This window comes from Nostoc sp. UIC 10890 (assembly GCF_054786515.1).
On sequence record NZ_JBSGKF010000001.1, the window covers coordinates 3,821,643 to 3,848,522 of the forward strand.

20 protein-coding genes and 2 CRISPR repeat arrays are annotated in these 26,880 nt (G+C 40.7%); of the genes, 11 read left to right on the top strand and 9 right to left on the bottom strand.

Annotated elements, in window-relative coordinates; all coding sequences use genetic code 11:
* The first annotated feature begins 3 nt into the window (after window positions 1-3).
* The 3 genes from ACWATR_RS15620 to ACWATR_RS15630 all read left to right on the top strand — a co-directional run bounded on the left by ACWATR_RS15620 (window position 4) and on the right by ACWATR_RS15630 (window position 3,577).
* Complete coding sequence (locus ACWATR_RS15620) at window positions 4-1,284, top strand: ABC transporter permease (protein ID WP_460333989.1); 1,281 nt, start codon at window positions 4-6, stop codon at window positions 1,282-1,284.
* 68 nt (window positions 1,285-1,352) lie between these two features.
* Window positions 1,353-2,024, top strand: coding sequence for an ABC transporter ATP-binding protein (locus ACWATR_RS15625; protein ID WP_460333992.1), 672 nt, complete (start codon window positions 1,353-1,355; stop codon window positions 2,022-2,024).
* Window positions 2,025-2,140: 116 nt separating this feature from the next.
* Window positions 2,141-3,577, top strand: coding sequence for a TolC family protein (locus ACWATR_RS15630; RefSeq protein ID WP_460333995.1), 1,437 nt, complete (start codon window positions 2,141-2,143; stop codon window positions 3,575-3,577).
* An 8-nt stretch (window positions 3,578-3,585) separates the two neighbouring features.
* Here the strand turns inward: ACWATR_RS15630 and ACWATR_RS15635 are convergent, their stop codons facing one another.
* A complete protein-coding gene (locus ACWATR_RS15635) occupies window positions 3,586-3,825 on the bottom strand; it encodes a hypothetical protein (protein ID WP_460333998.1) in 240 nt (79 codons plus the stop codon).
* Window positions 3,803-4,132 (bottom strand): methyltransferase domain-containing protein, encoded by a 330-nt coding sequence (locus ACWATR_RS15640; protein WP_460334001.1) that lies wholly within the window; start codon window positions 4,130-4,132, stop codon window positions 3,803-3,805. The genes ACWATR_RS15635 and ACWATR_RS15640 overlap by 23 nt, the downstream gene beginning before the upstream one ends.
* A gap of 6 nt (window positions 4,133-4,138) precedes the next feature.
* Between ACWATR_RS15640 and ACWATR_RS15645 the strand changes: the two genes are divergently transcribed.
* Entirely contained in the window at window positions 4,139-4,888 is a 750-nt protein-coding gene (locus ACWATR_RS15645; RefSeq protein ID WP_460334003.1) for a class I SAM-dependent methyltransferase, read from the top strand.
* Between the two features lie 172 nt (window positions 4,889-5,060).
* Here the strand turns inward: ACWATR_RS15645 and ACWATR_RS15650 are convergent, their stop codons facing one another.
* Together ACWATR_RS15650 and ACWATR_RS15655 are read right to left on the bottom strand one after the other, a co-directional pair.
* Window positions 5,061-5,357, bottom strand: a complete 297-nt coding sequence (locus ACWATR_RS15650; RefSeq protein ID WP_460334006.1) for a hypothetical protein — start codon at window positions 5,355-5,357, stop codon at window positions 5,061-5,063.
* 28 nt (window positions 5,358-5,385) lie between these two features.
* On the bottom strand, window positions 5,386-5,853 hold the full coding sequence (locus ACWATR_RS15655) for a VOC family protein (protein ID WP_460334009.1): 468 nt from the start codon (window positions 5,851-5,853) through the stop codon (window positions 5,386-5,388).
* Between the two features lie 623 nt (window positions 5,854-6,476).
* On the opposite strand from ACWATR_RS15655, the gene ACWATR_RS15660 reads away from it, so the two are divergent.
* Window positions 6,477-6,803 (top strand): STAS domain-containing protein, encoded by a 327-nt coding sequence (locus ACWATR_RS15660; protein WP_460334012.1) that lies wholly within the window; start codon window positions 6,477-6,479, stop codon window positions 6,801-6,803.
* 42 nt (window positions 6,804-6,845) lie between these two features.
* On the opposite strand, the gene ACWATR_RS15665 is transcribed toward ACWATR_RS15660, so the two are convergent.
* Entirely contained in the window at window positions 6,846-8,036 is a 1,191-nt protein-coding gene (locus ACWATR_RS15665; RefSeq protein ID WP_460334015.1) for a SpoIIE family protein phosphatase, read from the bottom strand.
* A gap of 150 nt (window positions 8,037-8,186) precedes the next feature.
* Here ACWATR_RS15665 and ACWATR_RS15670 point away from each other — a divergent pair, with 150 nt between their 5' ends.
* Entirely contained in the window at window positions 8,187-8,603 is a 417-nt protein-coding gene (locus ACWATR_RS15670) for an ATP-binding protein (protein ID WP_460334018.1), read from the top strand.
* A 184-nt stretch (window positions 8,604-8,787) separates the two neighbouring features.
* Here the strand turns inward: ACWATR_RS15670 and ACWATR_RS15675 are convergent, their stop codons facing one another.
* From ACWATR_RS15675 to ACWATR_RS15690, 4 genes are all read right to left on the bottom strand, one after another.
* Complete coding sequence (locus tag ACWATR_RS15675) at window positions 8,788-13,518, bottom strand: GAF domain-containing protein (protein ID WP_460334021.1); 4,731 nt, start codon at window positions 13,516-13,518, stop codon at window positions 8,788-8,790.
* Between the two features lie 54 nt (window positions 13,519-13,572).
* Window positions 13,573-14,940: a hypothetical protein gene (locus ACWATR_RS15680; RefSeq protein ID WP_460334024.1), complete on the bottom strand. Its 1,368-nt coding sequence runs from the start codon at window positions 14,938-14,940 to the stop codon at window positions 13,573-13,575.
* Window positions 14,941-15,483: 543 nt separating this feature from the next.
* Window positions 15,484-15,681, bottom strand: coding sequence for a CopG family transcriptional regulator (locus tag ACWATR_RS15685; protein WP_181927641.1), 198 nt, complete (start codon window positions 15,679-15,681; stop codon window positions 15,484-15,486).
* A gap of 56 nt (window positions 15,682-15,737) precedes the next feature.
* A complete protein-coding gene (locus ACWATR_RS15690; protein WP_069073362.1) occupies window positions 15,738-16,412 on the bottom strand; it encodes a response regulator transcription factor in 675 nt (224 codons plus the stop codon).
* Window positions 16,413-17,165: 753 nt separating this feature from the next.
* Between ACWATR_RS15690 and ACWATR_RS15695 the strand changes: the two genes are divergently transcribed.
* From ACWATR_RS15695 to ACWATR_RS15715, 5 genes are all read left to right on the top strand, one after another.
* Complete coding sequence (locus ACWATR_RS15695; RefSeq protein ID WP_460334029.1) at window positions 17,166-19,805, top strand: CHAT domain-containing protein; 2,640 nt, start codon at window positions 17,166-17,168, stop codon at window positions 19,803-19,805.
* A gap of 129 nt (window positions 19,806-19,934) precedes the next feature.
* Complete coding sequence (locus ACWATR_RS15700) at window positions 19,935-20,114, top strand: chlorophyll a/b-binding protein (RefSeq protein ID WP_012407782.1); 180 nt, start codon at window positions 19,935-19,937, stop codon at window positions 20,112-20,114.
* A 637-nt stretch (window positions 20,115-20,751) separates the two neighbouring features.
* Complete coding sequence (locus ACWATR_RS15705) at window positions 20,752-21,075, top strand: hypothetical protein (protein ID WP_069073361.1); 324 nt, start codon at window positions 20,752-20,754, stop codon at window positions 21,073-21,075.
* A gap of 356 nt (window positions 21,076-21,431) precedes the next feature.
* Window positions 21,432-22,640: a CRISPR direct-repeat array (repeat unit 37 nt; unit sequence ATTGCAATTACTTAAAATCCCTATTAGGGATTGAAAC).
* A gap of 102 nt (window positions 22,641-22,742) precedes the next feature.
* A CRISPR array of direct repeats spans window positions 22,743-23,714; the repeat unit is 37 nt; unit sequence ATTGCAATTACTTAAAATCCCTATTAGGGATTGAAAC.
* 134 nt (window positions 23,715-23,848) lie between these two features.
* A complete protein-coding gene (locus tag ACWATR_RS15710; RefSeq protein WP_460334034.1) occupies window positions 23,849-25,603 on the top strand; it encodes an asparagine synthetase B family protein in 1,755 nt (584 codons plus the stop codon).
* 531 nt (window positions 25,604-26,134) lie between these two features.
* Window positions 26,135-26,791 carry a pentapeptide repeat-containing protein gene (locus tag ACWATR_RS15715; RefSeq protein WP_460334037.1) on the top strand — a complete coding sequence of 219 codons (657 nt, stop codon included), beginning with the start codon at window positions 26,135-26,137 and terminating at the stop codon, window positions 26,789-26,791.
* Window positions 26,792-26,880 lie beyond the last annotated feature (89 nt).

Sequence of the window (26,880 nt, forward strand, 5' to 3'; positions counted from 1 at the left end):
CTTATGTTTAAGATATTTAGCGGCTCTAAAAAAGCTAAGAATACCCGCACAGTACCGTTGTTGGAAATTTTGACAATGGCGGCAGAGACTCTGTGGAGTAATAAATTACGCACAGGTCTAACGATGTTGGGCGTGATTATTGGAATTTCATCAGTCATTGCGATTACTTCTGTTGGCCAGGGAGTGCAAAAAGGGGTTGAACAACAGATACAAGCATTGGGTACAGATGTGATCCAAATCTTAGCGGGTGCTGCAAGAAGCGGGAATGTCCGTCAAGGAGTCGGTTCTAGCAGCACCTTGACTTGGGAAGATGCACAGGCGATCGCTACACAAGCGCCATCAGCACAGATGGTTTCTGCTTATCTCCAACGGACTGCCCAAGTTGTATATGCAGGACAGAATACTTCAACAACCATTTATGGCACGGATTTGAACTACCCAGAAGTCAGAAATACCAACCCCCAGCAAGGGAGATATTTCACTCAAGAAGAATTAGATACTGCCGCACAGGTAGCTATTCTTGGTCCCACAGTCCAAAACACACTCTTTGGACAGGGTGTCAATCCTATCGGTGAGCGAATTCGGATTCAGGGAGAGGCTTATGAAGTGATTGGGGTGATGGAACCTAAAGGTTCTCAAGGGCCGATGGATCGAGATGACCAGATTTTCATTCCTCTAACTAGTATGTCAAAGAGACTAGTTGGGAATAATGCCTTGGTAGGCGTTTCTGTAAATGGAATTTTAGTCAAAGGTGCGAATCAAGAAGAATTAGAAGCCGCTCAGTTTCAAGTCACCAATCTCTTACGGTTGCGTCACAACATTTATCCGCCGCAAGCTGATGATTTTCGGCTGACCAATCAAGCTGATATTGTTAGCACCTTCACTAATGTGGTGGGTTTATTTACAGTCATGGTAGTAGCGATCGCAGGAATTTCGTTAGTGGTTGGTGGAATTGGTATTGCCAACATTATGCTGGTTTCCGTAGTTGAGCGGACGCGAGAAATTGGGATTCGCAAAGCCGTAGGGGCAACTAATTCTGCAATCCTGAATCAATTTTTAGCCGAAGCGATCGTGATTTCCATTGCTGGTGGCACTATTGGTATGGCCACTGGGATTGTATTAGCTTTTACTGCTGCAAATATTTTCAAATTTCCCTTTGTCATTTCTTTTTTGTCGATTATTGCTGGGTTTGGACTCTCATTGAGCGTTGGCTTAGTTGCTGGGGTGATTCCAGCACGGAACGCATCTAAATTAGATCCAATCACTGCTTTAAGAAGCGACTAAATAATTCGTAATTCGTAATTCGTAATTCGTAATTCTTGTACAGACGTGATTAATCGCGTCTCTCTACTATGCCAACAATGATCTGGATGGAATCTATTACTAAAACTTACTACTTGGGAGAAGTTAGTGTTCCTATACTTAAGGGAATTGAACTCTCTATTGAGGAGGGAGAATATGTCTCGATTATGGGTGCGTCAGGTTCGGGAAAATCTACGCTGATGAATATTTTGGGATGTCTGGATCGTCCCACAACTGGGGACTATATTTTTGAAGGGAGAAACCTGACGACTTTTGATGATGATGAATTAGCTTATATTCGTAACCAAAGAATAGGTTTTGTTTTTCAACAATTTAACCTATTGGCGCGGGCGACAGCACTGGAAAACGTCATGTTACCAATGGTTTACGCTAATTTACCCAAACCAAAACGCCGTGAAAGAGCATTAGAAGCCCTGGAAAAAGTAGGACTAGAAGGACGCACATCTAACCGTCCTAGTCAACTATCTGGGGGACAACAACAACGAGTAGCGATCGCTCGTGCTTTGGTCAACCGACCTGCATTAGTTTTGGCAGACGAGCCAACCGGGGCTTTAGATACTGAAACTTCCTATGAAGTGATGAGTTTGCTAACAGAACTTAATAACCAAGGAATCACAATTGTTATCGTTACTCATGAGCCAGATATCGCTGCTCAAACCAAAAGAATTATTCGAGTTCAGGATGGTTTGATTGTAGGCTAATTTGTTAAGATTACACCTTGGAGGGGGAATTTAAGATTTAAATCTCTGTAGGTCAATCAGGATCAAAACTTTTGATTTATCCTCAAAGAAGCCTCATTAATGACTACATCTAGATTATGAATTTCAGCTTATTCTTCGCGCATTCTACCTGGATTCCCGTAGCGTTGGCGGTAGCCTTGCCGTCAGGCATCGCTATTCTTTTTCCAACTTTAGCAAGTGCGGCAACTCCCCCAAAAGCACAAAATTCTTCAAGTCCTGTACAGGTTCCCGATAACCTCAACCCTAATCCTAATCCTCTCCAATTTCCTACCAAACCGGAGGAAGTACAAATTCAGGGAACTGTGCCAATCAGTTTGGCACAAGCTTTAGAACTAGCAAAACGCAACAATCGAGATTTACAAGTAGCCATATTAGAGCTAGAACGCAGTCGCTCATCCCTACGCGAGTCTCAAGCTGCCTTGCTTCCTACTGTTGGTATTAACAGTAGTTTAACTAACAGTGGCAATGGTTTTACTAGCAATTCATCAGAAGCTAGCACCTCTTTCAATGGTTCAGCACAACTGAACTATGACCTCTATACTTCTGGGAACCGACAAGCTGCTATCCGAGCTGAGGAGGAACGGCTACGGGTAGATGAGTTAGATGTTGAAAGTACATCTCTGGAAATCGAGTTGAATGTCACAACTGAATATTACGATTTGCAAGAAGCAGATGAACAAGTACGAATTAATCGGTCTGCTGTGGAAAATGCCCAGGCTAGTTTGCGAGATACCCAAGCGAGAGAACAGGCTGGAGTCGGTACGCGATTTGATGTGCTGCAAGCTCAGGTGAATTTAGCAAACGCCCAACAACTACTGACTAATGCTATCTCAGACCAGCAAGTTGCTCGTCGTCAGCTAGCAACTCGATTAAGTTTGGCACAATCAGTTAATATCGCTGCGGCAGATCCGGTACAATTAGCGGGTCTTTGGCAGCCAACACTTGAAGAAACTATTGTCAGAGCCTTTCAAAATCGTCCAGAACTGCAACAGCAATTAGCACAACGTAATATTGGTGAGCAACAGCGACGACAAGCACTTTCACAGTTGGGGCCGCAACTGAGTTTGACAGGTAACTATAACTTGATAGATCGGTTTGATGATGGCGTCAGCGTTGCTGATGGCTATTCAGTGGGAATTCAAGGAAATTTAAATTTGTATGATGGGGGAGCAGCAAGAGCAAGGGCGGCTCAGTCGAAAGCTAATATTGCGATCGCAGAGAGTCAATTTGGTAGCCAGCGCGACATCATCCGCTTTAATGTCGAACAGTTTTACTCTCAATTGCAAGCCAATTTAGAGAATGTCCAAACTTCTACTGTGGCTTTAAATCAAGCCAGAGAAGCTTTGAATTTAGCAAGGCTCAGGTTCCAAGCTGGTGTGGGTACTCAAACAGAGGTAATTGCAGCTGAAAATGACCTGACAAGAGCAGAAGGTAATCGAATCACAGCTATTTTAGATTACAATCGCGCTCTAGCTAGTTTGCAAAGATCAGTCACTTCCAGGGCTTCGCGTTAAGGTAAAACTTATTTTCGAGCGCGAACAAATAACTTTGTCGTATCTTCCCAAATACCTCGATCAGTTGTTAGTTTCTCAATTTCTGCTTTGTACTCAACTTGCAACTGATTTAGTTGTTCTTGTGATAATTTTGACAACAAAGGATTACCTTTAAAATTTATATTCATTGCTATCTCAGATAATTCTTTATCCCTTAGAGGGCGATAACGTCCTGATGGCTCAATCTTAATAGTGAAAATATTCTGCATCTGCCTCAATCAACTCGATATTTTCTAACTTTGCTGCGGCAATCTTCAGTCTTGCTTGATGCAACATTCCAGGGGTCATGTCAATCGCAATCACATAACCCTCAAAACCAACTTTTTCAGCTGCGGGAATCGCCAATAAACCTGTTCCAGTCGCTACATCAAGGATTTTCTGCCCCAGTTCTAGCGGTAAAAATTCAAGTAAAATCTTGGCTTCTAAAGGATGGCGAGTACCTTTCTCATGGTCATAAGTAGTTCTACTACCATAAAATTCTCTTAGTTGCTGCTTATAGTTATCCCGATCAGTCATAACCAAATGTCAAATTTTCTCCACTTTATAGTATCGTTTGTTGTGATATTGAGTTGCTCACTGCTGAACCCAACCCTGACAGCACAAGCCGCAACTTCATCGACCACAGTTTACGAACAACGGCTTATCCACAGTCCAGATGGTATCGGTAAATATTACATGGGGCGAGAAATTGCCAAAGTTATGGGATACACAGGCGCAGGTTGGCTAGAACGTCCCAGCCGAGAGGGAGAGGAACAGCCAAGTAAAATAGTCAGTCTCCTTAACCTTAAACCTAACGATGTAGTAGCAGATATTGGTGCTGGTACAGGTTACTTAAGCTTTCGCATCGCACCATTTTTAATAGATGGGAAAGTATTGGCTGTAGATGTTCAGCCAGAAATGTTAGAAATCATTGAGTTGTTCAAAAAAGAGAAAAATATCACCAATGTTGAGCCTGTTTTGGCAACTCTTAGTAACCCCAACTTACCATCTGAAAGTATCGATTTAGCCTTGATGGTAGATGCTTATCATGAACTTGAGTATCCCCAAGAAGTGATGCAAGGAATTGTGAAAGCACTTAAACCAGGTGGTCGGGTAGTGTTGGTTGAGTACCGGGGTGAAAATCCTTTTATTATGATTAAAGGTCTGCACAAAATGACTCAAAAGCAAGTCCGCAAAGAAATGCAAGCAGTTGGTTTGGTTTGGCGGGAAACCAAAAACTTGTTACCTCAACAGCATTTAATGGTGTTTGAGAAACCCAATACTAATTCGTAATTCGTAATTCGTAATTCGTAATTCGTAATTCGTAATTCGTAATTAAGGTGTCAGTTGGGATTAAATTCGCCAGAACATCAAAGATTTGTGCGGCAATTGTCTGGGGAATAAAGGTAGTTAGTCAGAATTCAGAAATCAGAATTCAGGGAAATATTTGATAACTATTTTGACATCAGTCTATTTTTTGGGGAATGAGACTGGCGCTTTTGGTTGCACTATCCCAAACAATCCAGCTAAAAGAATCATCTAAATCATCAGGGCTATTTGAAACTTTAAAATATAGCTTTTCTTCACGTTTTCTTTCAATGGCAAAGTCGGCATTTTGAGCATAAGCGACTATAAAACCTTTGTCTCGCAAACAATACATCGCCCAAGCTTTCAATGATTGCTTGTATGGTTCATGTGGAATTGGCGGTTTTGTGATTGTGTCTTCAATGACTTTAAACAATTGCGTGAGTTTTGCGGTCATAGTAGATACTTTTGTTATTAGCCTTAAGTTAACTAGCTTCTGGATCGCAACGAATTTCAATCATAAAGCCATCTGGATCGTAAAAATACACTCCTCTGCCAGTAGGACGAGTGACTGGGCCGTGTGCGATCGCTATTTTATTTTCTCTGATCACTGTCACCGCGCGATCAAATAACTGCGGATCGATGTCAAAAGCTAGATGATACGCTCTGGTGAAGGTCTTTTCTGGATTGGAATCTGGTGGTGATAATTCTGGTTCCCCAAATAAATCCAAAATTGTACCATCGGGAGTAATAAAGTTGGCTACTTTCCCCGATGCGACAAGTTCCACCAGAGTTGCGGGTACTTCGTCGCCTGTGAGTTCGTGCAAACCCAGGATCGTGCCATAAAAGTAGCGCGAGGCTTGCATATCCTGGACGTTGAGGGCAATGTGATGTACTCTACGCAGATTTCCTGGCGCAAGAACACTGTTCAGGGATTGGGTGCTAGATAGCATAATCAAACAAAATTTTTTTACTAGGATAGAAGTTGAACTTTTTTTAAAGTTTACTATTCCTACTAAAAATCTATCATGGCTTTTGATTATTCTTTAGACTGTGAGCTATTCCTAGTTGCCTACCGCTGAACTAGTACAACACGGCGGAAATAAACCAATCATTCCAAATCAACGAAACCCTTATGCTGTATTCATTTTTAATTTTTAATTTTTAATTCCGCCTTGCGGTACTAGGAGCTTCTGTAATCACGGGGGAGTGCCTAAACTTAGATTTTAGCCTTCGCCATAGTTGTGGACTTACCTTTTCTCCTATAGCAGAGACGGCTGATAGCGAAGCGTTAGCGACAAAGGAGCGTCACCTACCGCTCTAATGTTTATCGCCGCATTTCCATCACGATCATTAGGTTAAAAGATGGTTATTTTGAAGCTTTGGGAATTTTTTGGCAATGGGTTGGTGCAAGCTTTTTTGCTGCAATCCTAAATAATCAGAATCACCAAGTAGTAAAACAAAGCTAATTGCATAGGCAACACAAAAGTATTGATGTATCTATTGCGGTTTGTATTTGGTCAATGCCAAAATATAAATATATAATTTTCAACCAAAATAATCGGGAAATAAAACTATGAGTTTGAGTGTAAAGGTACTAGAATTGTCTGGAATTTTAGATGGTGTTAGAGGTAATGAACTACGTCGTGAAGTTAGTAATATTGTGGCCAATGGAGCCGATATTTTGTTGCTTGATCTTAAAGAAATAAAGTTTGTTGATAGCTCTGGTTTGGGTGCTTTAGTATCAGCAATGCAAATTGTACGAGCTGCTAATGCTAAACTATTTGTCTGTTCTGTAAGCGATCAAGTCAGGATGTTGTTTGAGCTGACTAAGATGGATAGAATTTTTCAAACATTTGCTGACCAAGATGAATTTAATCGCCAAGTATTGGCAACACAATAAGCTGTTAGATAATCCAAAATTAAATATACACATTTGCCTATTCTAACCAAAGTTAACTTTGACTAAAGATAAGTCATCATCAAGATTATCTTGAGCATTTAAGGTGAGAATCTTTGCTAATAGTTGATTTAGATTACAGGTATCTTTCTGGCTGTATTTGATTAGTAAGTCAATAAAAGCATCAATACCCCAAATTTCACCATCTGACTGATTAATTTCATAAGCACCATCACTAAAGATGTATAAAGTGCTGTTTTTTTGGACATCAAAAATAGCATCCTCAAATTGAACTTCAGGTAAAAAGCCAACTGGTAAATCTAAAGAACTTAGCTGTTTAACTTCGATGCTATTTGTAGAAGTATTAGCTAATAGTAAAGCTGGTGGATGTCCAGCGTTGGCATAAATGAGTTGACGTTTAGGGCGGTGATAAACTCCATACCAAATGGTGAAGTATTTATCACCATGCTTTCTCATTTGGAAGGCATGATTTAGGGCTTTGAGGACTTCACTTGGTTGACAAAAGTTAGTGTTCGGTAGAGATTGCGATCGCAAAACATTCAGCACGGATACAGATAGGAGGGCTGAACCCACCCCATGACCTGATACATCTAACAAATAAATTGCCAAATTATCCTCGTCAATCCAATGATGGTCGAAGCAATCCCCTCCTAGCTGCGCTGAGGGAATAAACAGATTTTCTGTAGTTACTGTTCCTACAAGCGGTGAGGGTAAAAGCGATCGCACATAAGCAGCAGCCTCAGACAATTCTGCTTCCAAAATTTGCTTTTGAGTTTGCAAATCCTGATTTAATGTCTCCAAAGCTTGCTTTTGACTTTGTAAATCCTGATTTAGCTGGTGTAATCTTAGTCCTGCTCTTACCCGTGCTTTCAATTCATTCATCTCTATTGGTTTAGAGATAAACTCATCTGCTCCAGCGTCAAGTCCTTTAACTCTATCTTCTTCTTCTCCTCTAGCTGCTCCCCTAGCCGTCAATAGAATAAAAAAAGTAGTTGCCAACTCTGGATCTGTTCTAATTCGCCGACATACTTCTAGCCCATCTACCTGGGACATCATCCAGTCACAGATAATCAGAGCAGGATGTAGCAGTTGTGCTTGGATAATTCCTTCTTCGCCATTGCTGGCTACAGTAGTCTCATAACCCTGCCTTTGGAGTGTATTTTTCAGTACTGCTCGCACTGTAGGATCATCATCAATAACCAGAATTTTAAACATAAATCACAGTTTATTAAGTAAAATAATCAGTAAATAGTTGCTTTAATTTAAGTTATATGCAATTTAACTTTTAATGTATAGTAAAAATACTCAAATTAAATAAACTAATTAACGAATATGATGATTTAAAAATATTTTCTTAGTTAAGAAGTGAATAATAAAATTTATCTCAAAGTCAACACAGACCTGACAGCTTCACCTCAAGTTTTGTCTTGGTTCGAGGATCTGAATCAACCACCTATTCCTAACAAACAAATTTGGTGGCAATGTCAAACACTGATGATAGAAGGCTTTACTAACATTGTTGAACATGCCCACAAAAATTTATCTATTGAAACTCCTATTGAGATGGAAGCTGTGCGGTTAGATGAACAGATAGAAATTCGCATCTGGTCTCAAGGTGAACCCTTTGACTTAGAGCAGCAATTGCAGCAAACATCTGAATTTGAAGATAATGATCAAGAGCGCGGGCGTGGTTTAAAAATCATGTCCGCCATTGCCGATAAGTTAAGTTATGAGCGAGCGGTAGATAATCGTTACTGTTTATTTATTAGTAAATATTATTGAAGAAGAATTCAGAATTCAGAATGGGCTACCCACCGCTGCGCTAACAGAAGTAATGAAATTTCGCTCAAAAAAAACAAAAAATAGAAGTACATAAATATGTATTAAAGCTCCTAATTTCGCATCATCAATCATGATTTTAGTTTTAGCTGAATCGGATTGCGCTATACACAAGTCGCATAGATTTCTATTCTGTTAACGGGGCGTTTAGCCCATTCTGGCTCCTGACTCCTGAATTATTTTTTGTTAAAAACTCTTGGATGCGTTTAACAAACTCTTCTAACTCTAAAATTAAGTTAGTTGTACCTCGACGTTCTTGTTTGTAAGCTAGTTGTTCTAGTTTTTCTGCTACCAGATGCATGGTTGTAACTCCCATATTGGCACTAGCACCTTTAATTTGATGGACTTCGTGTGCTAGTTGCTCAAAATCATGAGATGCGATCGCTATTTTAATTACCTCTAGACGAGGTTGCATATCTTCAACAAAGATTTGCAGCAGTTCCAATTCAAATTCTGGGTTGTTTTCTGAGAGTTTGTGCAAACGTTCCCAATCAATTGGAAGGTCAATTGAATCTACATCTGTTGTAGAAACTGTCTCTGTGGCAACTGTTTCTTTTGCCTTGAATATCACATTTCCCCAACGCTCTAGCACCATCGCCAATTTTTCTTTGATTACTGGCTTGCTCAAATAGTCATCCATTCCGGCATCTAGACACATTTTCTGGTCTTCTTTCATAGCATTAGCTGTCATTGCAATTACCACAGGACGACAACCACTGGCAAATCTGCTTTCTTGCCAACGATGCATTTCTTTTGTGGTTTCTAAACCGTCGAGAACTGGCATTTGGCAATCCATCAGAATTAAATCGTAGGGAATTTTTTCTAATAGCAGCAAAACTTCTTTCCCATTACCAGCGACATCAGCACTGTAGCCCAGGCTTTGGAGTTGTTTCAAGGCTACTTTTTGATTCACCAGATTATCTTCAGCTAAGAGAATTCTCAATTTGGGGGAGTTAGGAGCCGGAATCCGGGAGCCAGGAGAATGATGGTTACTATTGTTTTCGTAATTTTTCAGTTTTAAATCCTGACTTCTGACTTCTGTCTCCTCTTCTTCCAGCTGCGTTCCTAAGATAGTCATGATGGTATCGAAGAGTCGGGACGGCTTAACAGGTTTGACTAAATAAGCCGCGAATCCTATTTTTAGCGCTCGTTGGATTTCATCGCGTTGATTAGTAGAGGTAAGCATAATCAAAGGTAAACTAGCGATCGCTAAATTTGTCTTAATTTGCTCTCCTAAAGTCATGCCATCTATTTCTGGCATTTGCATATCAATCACAACTATGTCATAGAGATTTTTTTGCTTGATGGCTTCCTGAATAGCTTTGAGGGCAATAGTCGCCGAAGCAGCCTGATCTACTAGCATCCCCCAACGGGTAGCTTGATGGTGGATGATTTTGCGATTAGTAGCATTATCATCCACTACTAACAAGCGCCGATTGAGCAAAAGTTCGCGTTCGCCTTCTGAGGAAATAGGGTGAAGTTGCTTGGCGAGGGTTACTTCAAACCAAAACTTAGATCCTTTCCCCAAGCGACTTTCTACACCCATTTCTCCTCCCATCAAAGTCACCAGTTGCTTGCAGATAGCTAATCCCAAACCTGTACCGCCATATTTACGGGTGGTGGAAGCATCTACTTGGGTAAATGGCTTAAAGAGTTTGGATTGATCTTCAGGGGTAATGCCAAGACCGGTATCTGTGATCGCAAAATAGACGGTGGCTGTAGTAGAACTTTGCGATCGCAATTCTGCTCTTAATACTACCTCTCCATTGCTGGTGAACTTGATCGCATTGCTGATCAGGTTCATCAGAATTTGCCGTAGGCGGCCAGCATCGCCTTGCAGATGGGTGGGGACGTTGGGATAAATTAACGCGGCAATTTCTAATCCCTTATTATGGGCTGGGGGAGCCAATAATTCCAACACCTCTTCTACACAGGTAGATAAGTCAAAATCTAGAGTTTCTAATGCCATTTCCCCAGCCTCTAGTTTGGACAGATCCAAAATTTCGTTAATCAGGCTTAAGAGAGCGTCTCCACTAATGCGAATTGTTTCGATAAAATCCCGTTGCTCCGAATTTAGGGGAGTTTCTAACATTAAGCCTGTCATTCCCAACACAGCATTCATCGGAGTCCGAATTTCATGGCTCATGTTCGCCAAAAAGGCACTTTTAGTTTGAGAAGCTAATTCAGCTTGGTGACGGGCAATTTCAAGTTCTCGTCGCTGTTGAGTTTCTGCGTTTAACATTTGGGCTTGGGCTAAGGCAATACCTACTTGATCAGCTATTTGCCGTAAAAGATGAGTTTCAAAGCTAGACCATTGGCGGGAACTGCCGCACTGATGGACAATCAGTAAACCGCAGAGTTCTTCTTTGACCAGAATCGGTATGACCAAATTGGATTTAACTCCAAATTGTTGCAGTAATTCGATATGGCTTTTTTGGGCTGCAACTATATCTAAATCTAATTCAGCAAGCCCCAGATTCCTTGTTTGACGGTACTGCTGTAGATAGTACTGCTGTATATATTCTGCTTGAAAGTAAGCATCGGTGAGCTTTTTCTCTTTAATTGCCAGCCAGCCAGAAACTACCGCCTCAACAATGGTGGCTCCAGATCCATCAGCCAAAGGTTGATAAATCAAAACTCGATCGCTATGGAGGATTTTTTGTACCTCGGTAACAGTGATTTGGAGAATTTCTTTGATTTGCAAAGACTGACGAATCTTGAGGGTGATTTCAGTAAATAGTTGCGATCGCAAGTTTTGCCGTTGGAGTTCTTCTTCTGCCTGTTTGCGCTCAATAAATTGCCCTACTTGCTCACCAACAGAATTCATCACTATTGCCAAATCTGGATCAGCTTGCTGGATCTCGTGGCTAAAGCAGGTAATGACACCGAGGATTTTTTTACCACTACGGATCGGAAAACCGAAAGCTCCGTGCAGCTCTGCTGCGACAGCGATTTGAGAGCGGATGAAATTCTGATCTTTCACAACATCAGCAATCCAAACAGGTTCAGCAGTGGCCCAGACACGACCAGGTAGCCCAATTCCTGGTGCAAACGTAGTCTGCCGACTGAGGATGTCAAATTCTTGGATTTTGTAGGATAGTTTATACCATGTATTTAGCCAGGACAGTAGATTTGCTTGCTGATCTACCATCCAAAATTCACTTAGATCCCATCCCAAACTTTCGCAAATTCCTTGCATAATTTGGGGCATGGCTTCGTTGATTGTAGTAGATTCTGCTAAGACGCGGGTTGTAGCATACTGTGCTTTCAGATGCTGTTCAGTTCGTTTGCGTAAGCGCAGTTCCTCGTAGACATCGCTGATGTCAATACCTGTGGCAACAATATATTCAACGTTACCCTCATAGTTTTGCAAAATAGTGTTAGTCCAGGCAATCAGCCGCCGACTGCCATCTTTAGTTACCCAATAGCTTTCGTACTCTTTAGGCGCTTCACCAGATCGCAACTGCTCAAAAACTGCTTTAACTTGCTCTACCTGTTCCGGGAGTAGAAACAGATTCCATAAATGTCTGCCTCTCACCTCATCAAATGAGTAACCAGTTGTTTGTTCACAAGCTTGATTGAAGCGAAGGATTTGCCCTTGTGTGTCAATAACTATGACCAAAGCGCTGGCTGTGTCCAGGACTGCTGAAATAAAGTTGCGTTCTGTGTTTAGTGTTTCCTCTGTGAATTTACGCTCTCTAACCTCACGATAAATGAAGTAGTAAACTATAGCCAGAATTATAAAACTTAGACAAATAGCGATCGCAAGTGTCAAAACCGTGTTGTTAGCACTGGCTTTTGCAGCTTGTGACTGCTGTTGAAGCAACCTTCTATCCTCATTCTCGATCTCATATATAAACTTGCGGATATCATCCATGAGATATTTTCCCTGATTTGTCTGGATTACCCGCAACGCCGCCTCAAATCCCTGATTTTGACGCAGGTATATAGTCTGCTTGAGTATGGCAAGTTTTGCAGCTATTAGAGATTCAAGGGTTGCAAACTGCTTTTGTTGGCTAGGTTGATCTGCGATGAAATCCCTCAGTTCGACAATTTTTTGATCGATGTTTCCAACTACTACTTGATAAGGTTCTAGATAACTTTCTTGTCCAGTGAGGATATAACCGCGTTGTCCAGTCTCAGCATCCTTCATCTCGGACAGTAATTCTTCCAGTTTATTGATTTTCTCTTGAGTTTTTTGTACCTGATTTTTAGTATCAATCAATATACGTGTATTTTGATAAGAAATCACCCCAATCAAAACTAAAATTGCCGATGCTAACCCAAACCCTCCGGCTACTCTTTTAAAAAATTGTTTGCTTCCCTTTTGTGCCTGTTTGCGTGTATTACTTGCCAATACCAAACTTGCTAAAGTGCGCCGCATTTCTAGTTGCTTAATTACCTGGCGACCGAGAATTCGTAATGCTTCAAGTTGTTCTGGAGAGAGGTTTCTTGGTATATGGTCAATTACACAAAGTGTTCCTAGTGCATATCCTTCAGGGTTAGTCAGTGGTACACCAGCATAAAACCGAACATTCGGGTCAGAGGTGACTAGCGGGTTTGTCGCAAACCTTTCGTCTTGTGTGGCATCAGGCACAACAAAAACTTCAGGTTGCATAATCGCATGGGCGCAGAATGCCACATTTCGGGGTGTTTCTAGGACATCCAAACCAACTTTTGACTTAAACCACTGGCGATCGCTATCAATTAAACTGATTAAGGCAATAGGAGTTCCACAAATATATGAGGCTAAACGGGTAAGGTCGTCAAAGGCAGCTTCCGAACGAGTATCAAGGATCTTATACTGCAAAAGAGATTCGATTCGCTGTGTTTCATTATCAGGTAATGGTGATTTCATTCTTTAGCCTTATTCATTCTGAATTCTGAATTCTGACTCCTGAATTCTTTTTTATTAAAATTTGACCCGCAACTGTCCTGTCAAGGAATTACCACCGTAGGCACTTCCCCCAGTTTCTTGATTGCGGACATTACTAAAGCTATAGCCCAAGTCTGCTTCTATATTGGGCGACAGTTTTACCGTACAGCGCGTTTGATAGGTATTAGCGTTGTCAAATTCTCCTTTAAGTCGCTGCCGTCCTAAGTTGGCTGCGAGACGACAGCGTAAGAAATTAGCAATATCTCCCTCCCAAGCCACCTCACCGTTGTAAACTAGGAAATCTGGTGGAGAAAAATAGCCACTTGTGCGTTCTAAATCGCGATCGTAACTCCAAGTAAATAAGTTAGCTGCCAGAGAAAATTGCCCGAACTTACGCTCTAACCGACTAAAAGACTGCACCTCAGAATTACCATCGTTGTAACTACCCAAACGCAATGATGAAAATAAGCTGGTATTACGGTCAATCTGCCAGTATAAATCAGGCCCAAATCGCCAAGCAGTAATTTGATTCTCTAAAGTTCGGGCATTGGATTTATAAGGCCCTTGTTCTAAATTACCTGATAGTATTACTGCCGATAGTAATTTACCTGATGACGAAACTTGCGGCGGCGAAATGGGAGCCTCCACCTTAGCATTGAGATTAATAGCTGTGGGTAAACGATTGAAGACATCGACTCCGGCTGCTGTTTGTAGAGTCACTTGCCCTATTTTTCCTTGCCATCCAATTTGCAAGGGAAAATTGGTTACTGATTCAACACCGCGTTGCTCAAAGAAATTAAAACCTGTCTTGAAAAATATTTTGTTGCCATTATTCAATCGAAATTTAATTGTTGGTTCGAGGAAAAAATTGGTTTGGCCAAAGTTGTCTGTGTCATAGCGATAATTCGTATCAATGCTTTCCAAAACTGCATCAGGCGTTTCTGGTTCAGTGGAAGTTGTTGGTGGGCTGGAATTCTGCGGTGGTTTGGGTAACACTGGCGGTAATCGCAGATCGGGATTGAAGTTTTCGGGTGCTGCCATCAAAAAGGGTATTGAAAACTTTAAGTCACCGAAATTCGGTTCATTTTTAGCAAAGCCAGATGCGCTGGTGCGATCGCTCTTGCTAGCTTGCAGACTCGTTGGCGCAACCTTATCAGCCCAATCCGTCGTTTTGACTTCTCTGTAAGTTCCAGACTCACGATTTACTTTGGTGACTTGCTCGGTCAATTCTGAAGGTGATTTCCAGGCCTGATGTGCTTGAGCAGCTTGTAACTTAGCTTCTGATAATGTCCAAATACCTATGCTACAGATTACTCCCAATTGAATCTGTAGGCATCCCAAAATAAACTCAGTGTACAAACTATATGGAGAAACAAAGAGATAACATCTAAAACTATTTGCCATCGGTCGATACTATATTTGTAAATAAAAAACTTGCTGCCAAAAAGTTTTCTGGCTGCTAGCTGATGTATTTGGTTTGGGATTATGATGCCCAAAATATTTGCTTGTTAAGACATGGCAAAGAAAAAAGCCGTTACTAAACGGAGGAATGATTAGCTAAACACAAGTATTTATTGATGCTTTAAGTAAGCAAGTAGCAGAATAATTTATAGCTCTCAGCATTTGTTCGGACTTAGAATAACTTTACCGAGAGACGAAAGGTACTGCCCAATACGCTTGGGTTAAGGGCTAATTGTACAAAATTGTGGGTTTTCGAGACGCGATAAATCGCCGTCTCTACAAGTGTTTTGGTCTTATCTGAACTGTATTGAGGTACTGCCAGAAAACAAATTATCTTCTAAATAAATCACAAAGTAAGCTAATCAGCCATTCCCATGCTCTGCATGGGAATGAGAGAACAATGGAAAATCGAACTTGTGGCAAATCACAGTAGCAGATTTCTGAGATTTGGCGGGATATTTGAGTGGATAGTTACTGTGATTTTGATCAACTACCAACAGTTCTAGTTAAATCTGCTGCTTTCATCTCAGAGTTTTCAGCATTGTCAACCTCAAGAGTTCGGAGCAATTCTCGAATTACATCTGTTGCTGGTCTTCCTGTCAAAGCACAGTAGCATTCAAGTTTCTTCATTTCCTCGATTGTGAGATTTACTGTTAGTCGTTTAACAGCCCATTTTTTATTCATGATCCTCTTTTGTCTTAAATATGTTGCTTTTTATTGAAATCACCAAGTCATTATGATTACTCACGTAGTGCATAGCCTACACCACGGACTGTATGAATCAAACGCTTTTCATTATTTTCTTCTAACTTGAGTCGCAAATAACGAATATAGACTTCAATAATATTAGAATCGCCCATAAAGTCGTAACCCCAAACTTTCTCTAAAATTTGGTCTCTAGTAAACACTTGACGAGGATGTGAAAGGAGATATTCTAATAAGTCAAACTCTTTTGCTGTTAACTCAATGCTTCGTTTTGTCCGAAAAACTTCACGGGTGCGACGATTTAAGCTTAAGTCTTCAAATTGCAGCACATCTTCGTCTGTTTCTTGCGTGCGGCGGAGATGAGCGCGAATTCTAGCTAGTAGTTCCTCAATGCTGAAGGGCTTAACTACATAATCATCGGCTCCTGCATCTAATCCTGCCACGCGATCGCTCACTTCATCTTTTGCTGTCAGCAAAATTACTGGTACTGTACTGCCTGTTGCTCGCAAACGCCGACAAATTTCCAAACCCGTCAAACCTGGTAGCATCCAATCCAGAATCGCTAAATCTGGTGATGAGTCTCGCGCCAAGGTTAGACCAGCAATGCCATCATGGGCTACACTTACTTTGTATCCTTCGCTACTAAGCTCTAATTCGACAAATCGCGCCAGTTTGACTTCATCTTCCACCAAAAGGATATGTGCTGTCATATTTTTGCTCCTAAAGCAGGTAATGTGAGATAAAAGTGCTACCATAACCTGGCTTTGAAAGTACGGCAACTTTGCCTTCCATACCTGATGCTCAAATTTCTCTGTTATCTATACTATGTCTGCAACCAAATAATTGAGTAGCAATAATTCAGGTTGTAAGGGCATCATACTGTGACTAGCTCGTGCTAGATCCAATAAGTTTTGCAAAATCTGAGTCATGTGAGCTGCTTTTGAGACAGCGCGATCTCTAAACCCGGATTTCTCACCACACCTCTCAAAGCCTGCGCTTGTGCAGGGGTGCAGGGGAGCAGGGGAGAGTTCAAATACCAAGTTCTTTCCCCTCTGCTCCTTTGCTCCATCAAACGCCTGAAGCTTGTGAGAAATCTGACTTTTCACGTTATGTGGAGAAGTCCACGAAAAACCTAACCCCCTAACCCCCTCCCGACTGCGGGAAGGGGGAAATTCAAAGTCTCTCTCCTTTTAGGAGAGAGATTTAGAGAGAGGTTTTCCAGATGCCGTGAAAAGTTAGGTGAGAAATACGGGTAAAGCTTCTTGTTGGCTATCTGTGAGCAAATCGAATCTATCGCTTTCTTGCTTTAGTTTGGGAATTCTAAATCTAATAAGCTATAGAAACCGTAGATGTCTATGACTAAATTTCAGATATGTGACTCAAGGCAATGGCAACTTCTGCCCTTTATAACAGGTCACAGTATTATTCTTTTTACCAGCATTTTGTTATTTTCAGAATCAAATGTGGCAACTGCTAGGCAGTATCCGGTAAACATTGCACAGATGAGGCAGACAAGTGATGGAACTCTTGTAGCTGCTGAACTTGCATATAAACAGGGAAAGCAACTATATGAACAAGGAACAGCAGAATCTCTGCTACAAGCGATCGCAAAATTTGAGAAAGCACTTTCACTATATCGTCAAGTGAGCGATCGCTCCGCTGCACCAAACCTACGCTCCTTAGAAGCTGCTACTCTCGTTTATATTGGCAAAATCTACTCAAATTTAGGACAAAAGCACCAGGCACTAGATTATTACAAGCAATCCCTACCTCTATCTCAACAAGTTGGGGACAAGCAAGCCCAAGGTACTACCCTGAATAACATCGGCAAAATCTACTCAGAGTTAGCAGAAAAGCAAAAGGCGCTGGATTACTACAACCAATCCCTATCCTTAAGGCGACAAGTGGGAGACAAAAATGGCGAAGCTATAAGCCTCAATAATATAGGCTCCGTCTACCATTTCTTAGGAGAAAAGCAAAAGGCGCTGGATTACTACAACCAATCCCTGTTAATCAAGCGACAGGAAGGAAACAACGCAGGGATAGCAACTACCCTGAATAACATTGGCAAAGTCTACTTAGACTTAGGAGAAAACGAAAAGGCACTCTCATACTTTAGTCAATCTCTGTCGTTATACCAACAGGCTAAAAACGCCGAAAAAGAAGGGATACCAACTGCTTTGAGCAATATTGGCACAGTTTATTTAGAGTTAGCAGAACAGCAAAAAGCACTCTCATACTTCAACCAAGCCCTGGTTTTATATCGACAATCGGGAGACAAAGGAGGGATAGCAACTGCTCTAAACAATATTGGCAAAGCTTACTCAAATTTAGGAGAATACCAAAAGGCGCTAGATTATTACAACCAATCTCTGCCTCTATATCAACAGACAGGAAACAAAGCAAGGGAAGCTCGTACACTCTATAACATCGCTTCTGTTCAACACGATGAAGGCAATTTTCAGGCTGCACTGACTCAGATAGAGGGAGTAATCAAAATTGTTGAAGACCTCCGCACCAAAATTAGCTCTCAGGAACTCCGCACTTCTTATTTTGCCACAGTGCAGAATTATTATGAGTTATACATCGATTTGTTGATGCAGTTACACAAACAACAACCATCACAAGGATATGATGCTCTGGCACTGCAAACCAGCGAACGCGCCCGCGCCCGCAGCCTTTTGGAACTGCTGACAGAAGCTAATGCCAATATTCGCCAAGGTGTGGAACCCAAGTTACTCTCTCAAGAACGCGACTTGCAGCAACAACTTGATACTTTAGAAAAACGCCGGATACAACTATTAAGTGGTAACTATACCGAAGCGCAGGCACAAGCTTTAGAAAAAGAAAATGAGACACTTTTAGAACAGTATAAGCAAGTCCAGGCAAAAATCCGTGCTACCAGTCCGCGTTATGCGGCACTAACTCAACCCCAGCCTCTCTCACTGGTGCAAATTCAGCAGCAAGTACTTGATGACAACACCCTACTTTTAGAATATTCTCTGGGGGAAAAGCGTAGTTATGTTTGGGCCGTTACAAATAAGAGTATTACCAGTTACGAACTTCCCAAGCGTGCAGACATTGAAGCTACTGTCCAAAAATTCCGTCAAGAAATTACTACCCCGTATCTGAGAAATAGCCCATCTATAGATGTTTTATCTCAACAAATACTTGCACCAGTGACCCAACAACTGCAAAAGAAACGTTTAGTGGTTGTCAGCGATGGCGCTTTGCAGTATGTTCCATTTGCGGCCCTAGCAACACCACGAAGTAGCAGCTATGAACCATTACTGCTCAACCACGAAATCATCACTCTACCCTCAGCCTCTACATTAGCTATCCTCAGAAGCGAACACAAAGAACGCAAATCCGCTCCTAAGAAGTTAGTTGTGTTAGCAGATCCGATTTTTAATAGTGATGATGAGCGTCTCCAAGGTAAAGTACAACTGTCTCGCCCACCTGTAGCAGAAAACAATTTAGACAACCTGGCTTTAACAAGATCCGCTAAAGACTCAGATATTAACTTTGAGCGTCTGCGTTTTACACGCCAAGAAGCCGAGCAAATTCTTTCTCTTGTACCTGTTAGCGATCGCAAGCAAGCCTTTGATTTTACCGCTAGTCGTACCACTGCTAGCAGCGAAAATTTAAATCAATATCAGATTATCCATTTTGCTACTCATGGCATTCTCAACAGTAAGCATCCAGAATTATCAGGAGTGGTGTTATCGCTATTTGACGAGAAGGGAATGCCACAAAATGGCTTTTTGCGCTTGCACGATATTTTTAACCTCAATCTGCAAGCAGAACTGGTGGTACTTAGCGCCTGTAAAACCGGATTGGGAGAAGAAGTTAAGGGAGAAGGATTAGTAGGGTTAACCAGAGGGTTTATGTATGCAGGCAGTCCGCGAGTCGTGGTGAGTCTGTGGAGTGTGGATGACCAGGCAACATCCGAACTCATGAAGGTATTTTACAAAAAGATGCTGCAAGAAGGATTAAAGCCAGCAGCAGCATTGCGGACAGCCCAAATAGAAATATGGCAGACTCAAAAATATGCCGCACCTTATTATTGGGCAGCTTTCACTCTACAAGGTGAATGGAAATGAAGAGGCAAGGGAGCAGATTTTTCTTCAGATTTTCTTTATTCACTCAATGTTGCATTTTATTAACTATCTGTTACATTACTTTACAGATAGTTACAACTGCTACAACACTTGAAATTTGGAGTTTTACTGATGACAGGTTTTAAGAATCCTGCGCCTATTGTTTCAGAAGATCCTAATGCTGTGCGTTTTGGTTTCACCCCTCAGAGTGAAAATTGGAACGGTCGTCTTGCAATGATTGGTTTTCTATCTGCGATTTTGATTGAAGCTTTTTCTGGTCAAGGTTTACTCCATTTCTGGGGCATCCTCTAAATTGATGATGGTAGGAGCGCACGTCTGTGCATTGGTGTCAACTTAGCGTAAAAGTCGGCCTATAACTAGCTTTTAGCTTGCCTCGTTCCCAGTCTCCGACTGGGAATGCTCATCGTTGAGGCTCCGCCTCCCTTATTGGCGGCAGAGCCGCAATTGAAGTACATTTCCAGCCAGAGGCTGGAAACGAGATTTGAAAAGGGTTTTAGCTTAAGTTGACACTAATGACGTCTGTGCCTCCCCAACACTTTTTGGATAAACCCAACAATCTCTCTTTTGGTCTGGGGAAAGGTTAAAAGCAAGGGGTAAGGGACTTCCAACTCAAAAAATATCCCATCACTTTGGCGAAAAGGGGGATTTTGGGGCGCAGGGGAAGAAGAATCTAATGATTATCTTCGCTCCCAAAATTGAATAATTTAATTTCTGGAATTCCCTAAAGGTAAATTCAAACCTTTTCCCTTTCCCCTTTCCCCTTTCCCCTTTCCCCGAAAAGTATTGTGTGCATTCCTGTCAGTCCACCAAGTAATTCGTTTCTAACCTATGGCGGTTGTTGGGATTGGTGCAAAATATCAGATTTTTCCGGTTGAGCCAAAATATAAGTGAATAATTACTTTACATTGAATATGTATAGCTAAAACTCATGGAAATACCCCAACGCGTATCAGTCCGCTACAAAGACGCGTCCTTCAACACCAATGAAATCCGTTTGAGAACTTTTCGGCTTGGGTTACAAATATGGGAAGAACAAACCAAACCTCGAAAAACAGAGCTTTATCAGTTTATATCGTCTTGTTTGAAACAAGTTGACCGTCAAGATCGTTTTATGTTTTCTCTGTTGTTCATAGAATTAACAGACCTCATACGCAATTCTTCGCTGGAAAGGGGAACGAAAGAGGTTCTGATTAAAACAGCTTTTAGAGAATTTGCTTGTGCGATAACAGACTTTGAAGATGTAGCCAAATAAAGTTGGTTATAGGGGTGCTGGTATTGCGTAGGCGTAGCCCAAATCAGTTATTGCCCTGAACTCAGCTAACCTAATCGAGTAGGATATCTAGTAAGTAGCTTTCCAATCGGATTAATTTTTTTCGCCAAATGCGCGGATGGGTAGGTGTTGGGGAAGAGGTAACTACAAAAATGGCTGAATTGGCTTATCTGCAAGAACTTGAGAGCGATCGCATTTCTAAACTATCCGCGCACCTTATGGGGACTAGTTTTCAGCCATTTGCCTCTAGCCAAATCACAATTCCTCGTGTTATGATTTTCGCATCCGCGCAACCGAACCTTGAAAACCAAATAACACAAGGCTTTCAGATGCCAGCCATTGCAATTACTTAAAATCCCTATTAGGGATTGAAACTTTCTGGAATAACTTGGTTGGTCAGCTACCCGTAGTAGAATTGCAATTACTTAAAATCCCTATTAGGGATTGAAACTACTGGAGCGCTACAGACCAGCTTACAACACTAGATTGCAATTACTTAAAATCCCTATTAGGGATTGAAACAAAGATACCCAGAACGTTAGTGGCTTCTTTGTCGGTTGAAATTGCAATTACTTAAAATCCCTATTAGGGATTGAAACTAATGCGATCGCCTGCCGCATCTGTCCTTAATTTCTCAGATTGCAATTACTTAAAATCCCTATTAGGGATTGAAACAGAAGTGGGTAATTTTGCCCTCTGCTCTGCCAACATTGCAATTACTTAAAATCCCTATTAGGGATTGAAACAACTACGAACACGCTGTAGCTGCCGTGAAAGTTTTATTATTGCAATTACTTAAAATCCCTATTAGGGATTGAAACTTAAGGGCTTTCATCCTTTTAGCTGCCTCTTTCGCCCCAATTGCAATTACTTAAAATCCCTATTAGGGATTGAAACTCAAATATCGCAGCGTAAGAGAACTTTGCGAAATGATTGCAATTACTTAAAATCCCTATTAGGGATTGAAACTTTGTGATATACATTGACGTGTCACACGTCAATACATTGCAATTACTTAAAATCCCTATTAGGGATTGAAACAAGAAAAATAGTCGAATTACTGGTGCAGCATACAAAATTGCAATTACTTAAAATCCCTATTAGGGATTGAAACTGAATATAGCTCATCCCTTCTTGAATACACCCTTGAATTGCAATTACTTAAAATCCCTATTAGGGATTGAAACTTTTTAAGTTCCTCCTTCAATGCCAACAATTTGGGATTGCAATTACTTAAAATCCCTATTAGGGATTGAAACAGTGCAGCCACCGCGATCGACACCCGAACGGCAACATTGCAATTACTTAAAATCCCTATTAGGGATTGAAACTATTTAATCTCTATCTTTCAAATAATTCAAACTCGAATTGCAATTACTTAAAATCCCTATTAGGGATTGAAACCCAAAAGCTAGGCTATTATGTGCGGCTGTATAGTCATTGCAATTACTTAAAATCCCTATTAGGGATTGAAACCATAAAGCGATCGCCATGACCAACTTACCAACGATTGCAATTACTTAAAATCCCTATTAGGGATTGAAACATTTGGATGGAAGTCCGTTTGATTCGGCTATTATTTGCCAACTTAAAATCCCTATTAGGGATTGAAACATTTGGATGGTGAACAAAGTATTTACGCCAAACTCATTGCAATTACTTAAAATCCCTATTAGGGATTGAAACTTTATCAGAGGCTTCAATATGTAATTGGAGTACTCCCAAATTGCAATTACTTAAAATCCCTATTAGGGATTGAAACGAGCTAATCTCTCAGAAAGCTGTAGAGAAATCATATTGCAATTACTTAAAATCCCTATTAGGGATTGAAACCCAAGTCCTATGGCATCAATGAAAACTTGCTCGTCTATTGCAATTACTTAAAATCCCTATTAGGGATTGAAACTTGGCAGGTAATGGATATGTTAACCCATCATTCCATTGCAATTACTTAAAATCCCTATTAGGGATTGAAACGTCAACGGGACTACTACTCAGCAAGTACCTACACATTGCAATTACTTAAAATCCCTATTAGGGATTGAAACCACGCGTTTGTGCCGAGATTCAAACCAAACCTGATTGCAATTACTTAAAATCCCTATTAGGGATTGAAACAGACTGGAAACACTTAAAAAGCAATCGCCATACCCTCTAATTGCAATTACTTAAAATCCCTATTAGGGATTGAAACGGTAAAAGAACGTCTAACTTTTTTCCCTTCTTTTATTGCAATTACTTAAAATCCCTATTAGGGATTGAAACGCAGCGCTAGTAATGCCAGTGGCGGCGGTAACTTATTGCAATTACTTAAAATCCCTATTAGGGATTGAAACTCATCACTGCCTTGGAACTGAGATTTTTACAAATTGCAATTACTTAAAATCCCTATTAGGGATTGAAACTTAATGGTGCAAACCTCCCTATCAACACCGAGAAAATTGCAATTACTTAAAATCCCTATTAGGGATTGAAACGGAAATAATCGTTATTTTTCTGAAGTTTTAAAAGCATTGCAATTACTTAAAATCCCTATTAGGGATTGAAACTAAAGGAATATCACCTAAATCTAGTACAGGTAAAGATTGCAATTACTTAAAATCCCTATTAGGGATCGTTTTAGGGATAGAATCTGCTTCCATGTTGGAAAAGTTGGAAAAAGTATGAGAGTTATTCATACTGCAATTACAGCCATTTTCAGAAAATAGGTTTGTGCAATACCTTAAAATTACTGATTATGCGTTGAAAATTTCCCATGCTATTTGATGCGTTTAAACACCGTAAATCTCCTAAAATCGAATCCATCAAGACTGACCCAACCTGGCGCGTAGGTTGGGGAACAGTTGATGAAAATTATGAAAATATAGCTTGGCGAGATGAAAAAATTTCTGTAATTTTACCACGCAAGGTTTCTGGATTTCTGACGGGAAAATTAGCAATCAGTTCTGGAGGACGATTTGTTGTTGTTGGTGATGTTTGGTTAACTAACCAAGTGCAGTTGCTACAGAAGTTGGGAATTGAACCGGATAGCTTTCAAGGAAGTTCTCTGCAACTGGTGGCCAATCTTTGGGAACGATGGGGTTTTGAATCTCTTCGGCTACTTGTGGGGATGTTTGCCCTAGTGATTTGGGATAGAGAAAAACAGGTTTTGAGGTTGGTTCGCGATCGCATCGGTGTTCGTACCCTCTATTACACTACCACTGGTTCAGTTCGTTGGATTGCGCCTCAACTAAGAACTTTATCACCCCATCATTCATCTGATTTAGATTTGGTAGCGTTACGAGATTATCTTTGTTGTGCATTTATTCCAGGAGAACGAACCCTTTGGGAACAGGTGCGGGAATTGCGGTCTGGAACCGTTTTAGAACTTCCCGACTACAAAGTTCAAGCTTATTGGCAGCTTCAAGAACAGATTACAGCAATAGATCAACCCTTAGTATGGCATGGCGATCGCTTGCGAGAACTCTTAGACCAAGTTGTTCAAGAATATTTACCACCAGCAAATGAACCCGTTGGCGTTTTTCTTTCTGGTGGTTTGGACTCTAGCGGTATCACTGCTTTGGTAGCAAAATTCCACAAAGCACCAGTCCACACCTTCTCAATTCATTTTGGTTCGGAATCTTCCAATGAATTAGAATTTTCCAGTCTCGTTGCATCCCATTGTCAGACACAGCACCACATTTTGGAAATTACTTTTAAGGATATGTGGGAACGTCTACCAGAAACAATGGCGTATTTAGATGACCCCATTGGCGACCCACTGACTGTTCCCAACCTTTTGCTGGGAAGATTGGCGAGAGAAAGCGTAGAAGTAGTTTTAAATGGTGAAGGTGGCGACCCCTGTTTTGGTGGGCCAAAAAATCAGCCAATGTTAATTAATAGTTTATATGGCTCTGTCACCAATCAGGATGCATTGCAAGCTTATTTAATTTCCTTTCAAAAGTGCGCTGTTGATTTACCGCAACTTTTAAAACCAGAAGTTTGGCAAGCAGTACAAACCGCACCTTGGGTTTTTGAAGAAGATTTATATTCCCAAGCGAGTTATCTGAATCGTTTGATGGCGATGAACATCAAATTTAAAGGCGCTGACCAAATTCTGACGAAAGTGAGTAACTTGACTCAAGCAGCTCTTTTGCAAGGTCGTTCTCCCTTATTTGACCAACGAGTAGTAGACTTAAGCATGGAAATTCCTCCAGAGTATAAGCTTTCTGGAGTGGAAGAGAAAGCGGTTTTAAAACAAGCGATCATAGATATTTTACCAGACACAATTATTCATCGTCCCAAAAGTGGAATGATGGTGCCAGTGCAATTAGGATTTCGCAAATATTGGCAACAAGAAGCCAGAGATTTATTGCTCAATCGGAATGCAGCTATCACTCCTTATTTAAACCAGTTACCAATTAGCAATTGGTTAAACTATCAAGGAGATACTTGGAGTCGTTATGGTGTGAAGTTGTGGCTGCTTACTAGTTTAGAAATTTGGTTACAAGTAAATAAAAAAGCGCAATAGTAGTCTGTCAAGTTCAAATTAATGGGTAAGCAATAAAAAAATACGCAATGATTAAATTGGACTACGCCTACATTATGAGTGATGAGTGAGGAGAAGTACTCAGTAACGATGGAAATTTTGAATCTTAACTCATCCCACCGCTTTTATGAAAATCCGTAGAGTGGCCTGTCCCATTAATCTTGATGAGTTTGTAGTAAGCACTTCAGTGCTTAAAAATCCAGGACTAAAGTCCTTACTACGAACTTGTTCACCCCTCGGAACTAATGAGACAGACCACTAGTGACCAAGAACTAATGACAAATGACAAATAACTATTGTTGTATGAATATTTCATGACTTATGTCAGCATTTTTTGTTTTAAAAACCACCAAAAACGCGTATTTTCAAGCGATTGGCGGTTTTTTGTCAATTTATTCTTGATTATTTACTGAGCGGATATCCATTTCGGGTGTACTCTCAATATACGGTAACTATCACACTCGACCTTTCACACTCGACCTTTGAGATAAATTACACCCAGAGGTGAATACCATGAAAAATTATGCCCAACAGCAGGAATTTATATTAAGTCAAATCACAAATAAATATTTTCAGCGCCGGGATTTCAGTAAATGTGACTTGAGTGGAATCGACCTAAAAGGAATTGATTTAAGTGGTATTAATTTTATTGGAGCGGATTTGCGTGGTGCAAATTTATCTGGCTGTGTTCTCACTCGTGCTAATTTAAGTGGCGCAAATTTGATGCAAGCTAGTTTACGTGAAGCTAATTTATATGAAGCATCTTTGTGTGAAGCCAATTTGACTAATGCTGATTTAACACAAGCAAATTTATGTGGAACTTTCTTATGGCGGGTGAAATTTATAGGTAGTAATCTTTGGGGTGCTTCTCTGTGTGATGTGGATTTGAGAGAAGCAGACTTAAGTGAAGCCAAATTAATTGAAGCATCACTGATTGAAGCTAACTTAAGTTTTGCAAATCTTACAGGAGCAAAACTATGTGGAGCAAAATTACTAGAAACTAATTTGACTGAAGCCAACTTAACTGGCGCAGATTTGACATGGGCAAATTTAACCAATGCAAACTTGAGTAAGGCAAACCTTTGGAAGGCAAATCTGACTTATGCGAAGTTGCGAGATACTATCATGCCTGATGGCACAATTGAGCAACCTCAGATAGTTATTTATTAGTTATTTGTTATTGGTCATTGGTCATTTGTCATTTGTCATTTGTCATTGGTCATTTGTCATTTGTTAGAGGGAATAACTTTCTGTTTGCC

Excerpts from the sequence above, each read along its gene's own strand:
- ACWATR_RS15685 (WP_181927641.1), bottom strand. The coding sequence starts at position 15,681 with ATGAATAAAAAATGGGCTGTTAAACGACTAACAGTAAATCTCACAATC.
- ACWATR_RS15665 (WP_460334015.1), bottom strand. The coding sequence starts at position 8,036 with ATGTTTAAAATTCTGGTTATTGATGATGATCCTACAGTGCGAGCAGTA.
- ACWATR_RS15625 (WP_460333992.1), top strand. The coding sequence starts at position 1,353 with ATGCCAACAATGATCTGGATGGAATCTATTACTAAAACTTACTACTTG.
- ACWATR_RS15645 (WP_460334003.1), top strand. The coding sequence starts at position 4,139 with ATGTCAAATTTTCTCCACTTTATAGTATCGTTTGTTGTGATATTGAGT.
- ACWATR_RS15660 (WP_460334012.1), top strand. The coding sequence starts at position 6,477 with ATGAGTTTGAGTGTAAAGGTACTAGAATTGTCTGGAATTTTAGATGGT.
- ACWATR_RS15710 (WP_460334034.1), top strand. The coding sequence starts at position 23,849 with ATGCTATTTGATGCGTTTAAACACCGTAAATCTCCTAAAATCGAATCC.
- ACWATR_RS15650 (WP_460334006.1), bottom strand. The coding sequence starts at position 5,357 with ATGACCGCAAAACTCACGCAATTGTTTAAAGTCATTGAAGACACAATC.
- ACWATR_RS15690 (WP_069073362.1), bottom strand. The coding sequence starts at position 16,412 with ATGACAGCACATATCCTTTTGGTGGAAGATGAAGTCAAACTGGCGCGA.
- ACWATR_RS15700 (WP_012407782.1), top strand. The coding sequence starts at position 19,935 with ATGACAGGTTTTAAGAATCCTGCGCCTATTGTTTCAGAAGATCCTAAT.
- ACWATR_RS15715 (WP_460334037.1), top strand. The coding sequence starts at position 26,135 with ATGAAAAATTATGCCCAACAGCAGGAATTTATATTAAGTCAAATCACA.
- ACWATR_RS15680 (WP_460334024.1), bottom strand. The coding sequence starts at position 14,940 with ATGGCAAATAGTTTTAGATGTTATCTCTTTGTTTCTCCATATAGTTTG.
- ACWATR_RS15675 (WP_460334021.1), bottom strand. The coding sequence starts at position 13,518 with ATGAAATCACCATTACCTGATAATGAAACACAGCGAATCGAATCTCTT.
- ACWATR_RS15620 (WP_460333989.1), top strand. The coding sequence starts at position 4 with ATGTTTAAGATATTTAGCGGCTCTAAAAAAGCTAAGAATACCCGCACA.
- ACWATR_RS15705 (WP_069073361.1), top strand. The coding sequence starts at position 20,752 with ATGGAAATACCCCAACGCGTATCAGTCCGCTACAAAGACGCGTCCTTC.
- ACWATR_RS15640 (WP_460334001.1), bottom strand. The coding sequence starts at position 4,132 with ATGACTGATCGGGATAACTATAAGCAGCAACTAAGAGAATTTTATGGT.
- ACWATR_RS15630 (WP_460333995.1), top strand. The coding sequence starts at position 2,141 with ATGAATTTCAGCTTATTCTTCGCGCATTCTACCTGGATTCCCGTAGCG.
- ACWATR_RS15635 (WP_460333998.1), bottom strand. The coding sequence starts at position 3,825 with ATGCAGAATATTTTCACTATTAAGATTGAGCCATCAGGACGTTATCGC.
- ACWATR_RS15655 (WP_460334009.1), bottom strand. The coding sequence starts at position 5,853 with ATGCTATCTAGCACCCAATCCCTGAACAGTGTTCTTGCGCCAGGAAAT.